This is a genomic window from Bradyrhizobium sp. HKCCYLRH2047, from assembly GCF_051168175.1.
GTDB lineage: Bacteria > Pseudomonadota > Alphaproteobacteria > Rhizobiales > Xanthobacteraceae > Bradyrhizobium.
In genome coordinates this window covers 406,635-413,427 of sequence record NZ_JBNPUM010000007.1, presented here as the reverse complement: position 1 = coordinate 413,427, position 6,793 = coordinate 406,635, and the positions used below count along the sequence as shown (strand labels likewise).

2 protein-coding genes are annotated in these 6,793 nt (G+C 70.1%); both read left to right on the top strand.

What is annotated here, in order from left to right:
* Window positions 1-11 precede the first annotated feature (11 nt).
* A complete protein-coding gene (locus ACQR1D_RS19335; RefSeq protein ID WP_434839064.1) occupies window positions 12-5,576 on the top strand; it encodes a type I polyketide synthase in 5,565 nt (1,854 codons plus the stop codon).
* On the top strand, window positions 5,569-6,792 hold the full coding sequence (locus tag ACQR1D_RS19330; protein WP_316239057.1) for a trans-sulfuration enzyme family protein: 1,224 nt from the start codon (window positions 5,569-5,571) through the stop codon (window positions 6,790-6,792). Before ACQR1D_RS19335 ends, ACQR1D_RS19330 begins: the two co-directional genes overlap by 8 nt.
* The last annotated feature ends 1 nt before the right edge of the window (window position 6,793 follow it).

Genomic DNA, 6,793 nt, shown 5'->3' with positions numbered 1-6,793 from the left:
TAGCGATGGTCATGAGCAGTCCAGAGCCCAAGGACCCGTCCCTCATCAAGCAGGCGCTGCTGACGATCCGCCGCCTCGAGGCGGAGATCGCGCGCCTCAAGACGCCGGCGCCGATCGCGATTGTCGGCATGGCCTGCCGCCTGCCCGGCGCCGGTACGCCCGCGGAGCTGTGGGACAGTCTCGCCAATGGACGTGACGCAGTGACCGAGACGCCACGGGATCGCTGGGACAACGCCCGCCTCGTCGATCCGGATCCCGCCACGCCGGGGCACATGACCGCGCGCCACGGCGCGTTCTGCGCAGGCGTCGATCGCTTCGATGCCGACTTCTTCAACATCGCGCCGCGCGAAGCCCACGCCATGGATCCGCAGCAGCGTGTCCTGCTCGAAGTGAGCTGGGAGGCGCTGGAGCGCGCCAACCAGGATCCGACCGCGCTCTACGGCAGCGCCGCCGGCGTGTTCGTGGGTCTCGGCACTTTCGACTACGCAACGCTGCAGGCGGCGCCCGAGGATCGCGACCGCGTCGGGCCCTATCATGTCAGCGGCACGGTGCTCAGCGTGGCCGCCGGCCGCCTGTCCTATGCCCTCGGCCTCACCGGTCCGAGCATGACCATCGACACCGCCTGCTCGTCGTCGCTGGTCGCGATCCACCAGGCCTGCCGCAGCCTGCAGCAGAACGAATGCAGCCTTGCGCTCGCCGGCGGCGTCGGGTTGATCCTCAGCCCGGTCCCAAGCATCGCCTTCTCCAAGGCGCACATGCTGTCGCCGCGCGGGCGCTGCCGCACCTTCGACGCCGGCGCCGACGGCTATGTCCGTGGCGAGGGCTGCGGCGTCGTGGTGCTGAAGCGTCTCGCCGATGCCGAGGCCGACGGCGACACCATCCTCGGCATCATCAGAGGCAGCGCCGTCAACCAGGACGGCGCCAGCGGCGGCCTGACCGTGCCGAGCGGAGCGGCGCAGGAAGCCGTCATGCGCGAAGCGCTCAGCCGCGCCGGCCTCGCTGCGTCGGACGTCGCCTATGTCGAGGCTCATGGCACCGGCACCCCGCTCGGTGATCCCATCGAGCTGCGGGCGATCGGCCGTGTCTATGCCACCGAGCGCAACGAGCCGCTGCTTGTTGGATCGCTGAAGACCAATTTCGGGCATCTGGAAGCCGCGGCCGGCGTTGCCGGGCTGATGAAGACCCTTCTCAGTCTGCGGAACGGCATCGTGCCGCCGCATCTGCACTTCGAGACACCCAATCCGAACATCGACTGGGATCACTACCGGCTTGCAGTGCCGCGCAAGCCGACGCCCTTGCCGCCGGGCCGACGCGTCGCCGCCGTCAGCGCCTTCGGCTTCTCCGGCACCAACGCCCATCTCGTCATCGAGGTGCCCGTGCCCGCGGATGTGCCGGCCATTCCGGCGCCTTGCGGCGACGAGCTGCTGGTGATCTCGGCAAAGTCCGCCGCGGCGCTGCGCGAGCAGGCCGAGCAGCACGCGGGTCTGCTGGACGCATTGCCGGCGGCCGAGCTCCGCGATTATTGTGCGACCGCCGCGACCTGCCGCGGCGCGTTCGGGCATCGCCTCACGGCTATCGCATCCGAGCCCAGCGAGTTCGCGCGGCAGCTACGCGCCTTTGCACGCGGTGACGCCACCTCGCAGGCCGCTTCCGCGGTCGCTCGCAGCGTGAGTGGCGACGGCGAACGAACAACCGACCGCCACGCCGCCGCTGCGGCGTTTCTCGCTGGCCGCAGCGTCGACTGGTCGATGCTCTGGCCGCGGCAGAGCTGGCGCAAGCGCGATGTCGCCACCACGGCGTTCCAGCGGCAGCGTTATTGGTTCGACCTCGCAAGCGGCACGCCCCGCTCTTCGATCGGCGCTCTCGTCCGCTCGGCCGCGCTCGACGCGACCTTGTTTCATTTCCGGCTTGGCCCTTCGCTGCAGCCGCTGCTTGACGATCACGAGGTGCAGGGCGCGATCGTTGTCGCCGGCGCCGTATGGATTGCGGCCGCCCGCGAGGCGGCCGTGCGCCTCGGCGTCAGCGGCCTCAGCGACATCAGGCTGCCACAGCCCCTCACGCTGCCGCGTGGCGCTGACGTGGAGGTGGAAATCGCCGTCACTGATGGCGATGCCGATGGCGGCCAGCTCAAACTGATGGGCCGTGCCGCCAATGAGTCGGCATGGCGGCGGTGCCTGACAGCGCGCTTGCAGGACGTCAGCGGGGCTGCGCCCGCGAGCGATCTCGCTGCGCTCCGCGGCGCTTGCCCCGACGCGCTCGATGTCGTCGCGCTCTATGCGCGCGCCCGCCGGTTCGGGATCGCGCTCGGCCCGCGCTTTCGCCATCTGCAGCAGGTCTGGCGCGGCCGAGACCAGGCCCTGGCGCGCTGCGCGCCACTCGATCATCTCACCGCGGATGAAGCAGGTCCGCTGCATCCTGGCTTGATCGATGCGGGCTTTCAATTGCTGCTCGCGGCGCTCGGCGACGACTACAATGCGCCGATCGTCCCGGTGCGTTGCGCCGGCCTGCGATGGACGGGTGGTCCGGACCAGGCGACCGGCTGGTGGCACATGCGCCTGACGCGCCGCGATGCCGACAGCGTCACCGCCGACCTGCGCCTGCTCTCGGACACGGGCGATACGCGGCTCGTGATCGAAGGCTTCGAAGCGCGCGCCATGCCGGCCGACTGGCTGGCCCACGCGGATGCCGCGCCCGACGCCTGGTTCATCGCCGAGCATTGGCGCGCGCAGCGGCTGCACCGGCCCGCCGTCCGCAAGATCGCGGCATCGGTTGCCGCGACAGGCGAACGTCTCGCGGCAACGCCGGCCTACGTCGCCTATCGCGACGGCCAACGGCTGCTCGATGAGGTCAGCCTTTGCTATGCCGCCGGCGCGCTCCATGCGCTCGGCTGGCGCCGTCACCTCGCGCTCGACGGCTCGGTGGAGACGATCGCGGCGCGCTTCGGCATTGCTTCGAACCAGCGCGCCCTGCTCGCGCGCATGCTGTCGATGTTGGCGGAGGCCGGCCTCATCGCCACGACATCCACCGGCTTTGTCGATCGGCCCGACCGGCCGCTGCCGCCGCGCGCGCCCGCCAATTTGCCCGACATCTCGATCGCCGCCGAGTGGCGGCTGCTGTCGCGTTGCGGACCCCGGCTGCACGAGGTGCTCACCGGCAAGCTCGATCCGCTCGAATTGCTGTCGCCCGCCGGCGATCCGCGCCAGCTCGCTGAGCTCTATTCTGAGCCGTTGCCGACGCGCTGTATGAACACGCTGCTGAAGCAGGCGCTGGCGTCCTGGGCCGAACAGGCAGCCCCCGGTCAGATCCAGGTCCTGGAGATCGGTGCCGGGACCGGAGCGACGACGGCCGCCGTGCTCGATGCGCTGCCCAGAGATGCCACACGCTACGTGTTCACCGACATCGGCACCGTGTTCCTGACCGATGCACGCGACCGCTTCGGCGAGCAGATCGAGACGAAGCGTCTCGATATCGAAGCGGAGCCAGCGAGCCAGGGTCTCACGCTGCGAAGCTTCGACATCGTGGTCGCCGCCAACGTGCTGCATGCGACGCGAGACCTTGCCGTCACGCTCGCCCACGCGCGCCAGTTGCTGGCGCCTGGCGGTCTGCTGGTGCTCGTCGAAGCGGTGACGCCGCAGCGCTGGCTCGATCTGACCTTCGGCATGACCGACGGCTGGTGGCGCTTCGATGACGACCGGCGCAAGACCGGCCATGCTTTGCTCGACATCGCCGGCTGGGGCCGGATGCTCACACGACACGGCTTCGACGAGATCTCACCGCTGCTTGGCGCAGAGCCGTTCGGTCAGACCGTCATCCTCGCGCGCGCCGGCCATGTCGTTGCCGAAAGCGAATGGCTTCTCGTGGCCGACGAGGGAGGTGAGGCGGCACGGCTGGCGCAGGTGCTGGCCGAAGCCGGCGCGCAATGCAGCCTGCTGCAACCACCCGAGCTGCATCGCCGTGCGGCCGAAGCGACGGGCCGCGTTCACGTTGTCGACTGCACGGCGCTGGATGCGGCCGGCGCTCCCGACGTCGCAGTCGAAACCATGCGCGCGGCGATCCTCGACACGACGGCGCGCAGTCTCGCCACCTTGCAGCTTGCTGCAAGCCTGTCCTCGCCCGCGCGCGTCAGCATCCTGACCCGCGGTGCGATCGCTGCATCACCGGGCGACCAGGTCGATGGTCTGGTCGCAGCCTCGCTGCCGGGGCTGATGAAAGTGGCAGCGCTCGAGCTGCCGAATCTGGCCGCACGACTGATCGATATCGACGCCAGCACGACCAGCGCCGATCTGCTGGCCGCGCTCGATTGCGACGAGGGCGAAACGCTTCAGGCGGTCCGCAACGGGCGCCGTTTCGTGCCGCGGATTGCGCCAGCCCCGCCGAAGCGGACCGAGGGTTCGCCCGCCACACTTTCGTTCGACGGCATCCAACTGATCACCGGCGGCTATGGCGGTCTTGGCCTGGCGCTCGCGGAAGCGCTGATCGCGAAGGGCGCGCGCAACATCGCGCTGCTTGGTCGCCGCCCGCCCGATGAGACCATTGCGCGGCGTCTCGCAGGCTGGAGCGCCGCGGGAATCCAGATCCATGCGCTGGTGGCCGACGTCGCGAGCGAGCATGCAATGCAGTCGGTGCTCTCTTCATTGCCCGCCGACGTCCCCATCCGCGGCGTGTTTCACGCGGCCGGCGTGCTCGACGATGCGCTGTTGACTGAACAGTCGCCGGGGCGGCTGGCCCTGGCGTTCGATCCCAAAGTGGCCGGCGCGTTGGTGCTGCATCGGCTGTTTGCGCAGCATGACCTCGGATGCTTCGTACTGTTCTCCTCCGCCGCATCGCTGCTCGGCTCGGCCGGACAGGCCAGCCATGCTGCCGCCAATGCCTGGCTCGATGCGCTGGCCGCCCATCGGCGTGCGCGTGGGCTTGCCGCAATCAGCATCAACTGGGGCGCCTGGTCGGAGACCGGCGTCGTGGCCGAACACGACCATCAAGGCAATCTGCAGCGCCTCGGCATCGGCGGGATCCGCACCGCGCAAGGTCTCGACGCGCTCTGGCGCATCCTGAAAGCCAATCCGGCGCAGATCGGCGTGGTGCCGCTCGACGTCGATCGCTTCCTGGAGCGCCGCCCGGCGGCGCCTCAACTCGCGGAGCTGCGCGCCGGCCGCGAGCGGCACGTTCCAGCAAAGGCTCGGACGGAGATCGCGGAGCCACGTCCTTCGGATGAGACGCTGCTTGCCAGGGTCCTGGCCGATCTCGCCCGGTCGCTCGGGCGTGATGCAGGCGATGGCATCGATCCCGACCGGCGCTTCGCGGAGCTTGGCCTGGACTCCCTGAGCGGCCTCGACCTGCGCAACCGCCTGCAGGGCCGCACCGGCATCCGCCTGCCGGCCACCGTGATCTTCGACCATCCGACACCGCGGCTGCTCGCATCGCATCTCGAAACGATGCGGGCGGATGCGCCTTCCGCCGAGCCCGTTCCGGCAGGCGACACGCCAATCCTGTCCGACGGCGAGCTCGATGCCCTGTCGGAGGACGAACTCGATGCGCTGATCGACATGCTCGCTGCGGAGGGCACCGGCCGTGACTGACAACAATGCCATCAGACTGAGCCCGTCGCGGACCGGGACCGGGATGCCGGATCAGCCTTGCGGACCACAGCTCCATCTGTCCACCCGTGCCGTTCAAGCAACCGCAGAGCGGCAGACTCCGCAGCCCGCGATCCAGCCGGCCTCGACGGTGTTCTTCGACACTGTCGAGACCCTGCACGAAGCCGAGGCCAATCCGTTCGACGTGTTCTTCTATGGCGGCATGGGCACGCCCGCCGTCAGCAGGATCGAGACGGCGGTCGCCCAGCTCGAGCTCGGCGAACGCGCCATCCTGGTGTCGAGCGGCAGCGCCGCGGTGACCGCGGCCCTGATCGCCTTCGCCCGCGCCGGCCAGCATCTCCTCGTCGCCGACACCGTCGCGTCGAGCACCCGCCGGTTCTGCGAGACCGTGCTGCGCGGCCTTGGCGTCGAGATCGAGTTCTACGATCCGGCCGCCGGCGCCGACATCGCCCGGCTGCTGCGGCCGGGGACCTGCGCGGTCTATATGGAATCGCCGGGCTCGCTGTCGCTGGAGATGCAGGACGTACCCGCCATCGCGGCTGCGGCGCGATCGCACGGCGTCATCACCATTCTCGACAACAGCTGGGGCGCGTTCGGCGCGTTCCGGCCGTTCGAGCACGGTGTCGACGTGGTCGTGGTGTCGCTCGGCAAGCAGGCGGCGGGCCATGCCGACCTGATGCTCGGCGCCCTCGTCACCTCGCACCGCCATGCCGCGCGGCTGAAGGACATCGCCGTGCAGCTCGGGCACGTACCCGGCGCGCTGGAGTCGTATCTGGCGCTGCGCGGCCTGCGCAGCCTGCCATTGCGCGGCGAGCGCCAGCTACGCACCACGATCGAGCTCGGCCGCTGGTTCGCCGCACGGGCGGACGTGCGCCGCGTGCTGTGCCCGGCACTGCCTGGCGCGCCGGGGCACGAGCTGTGGCGGCGCGACTGCAGGAGCGCAGCCGGACTGCTGACGATCGCCTTCGCCGCCGAGGCCCGCGACGACGTCATCGCCGCCATCAACCGCCTCGCTCTGAGCCGGCTCGGCTTCGGCTGGGGCGGCGCCGAGAGCCTCGTGCTGCCGATCCTGGAGCCGCCGCCGCGGCAGTTCGCCAAACAGCCGGCGGATGAATTCTGGGTGCGGCTCTCGACCGGCCTCGAGGAGGCTGCCGATCTGATCGCCGACTGGTCGCGCGCACTCGATGGAGGCGCGTAGC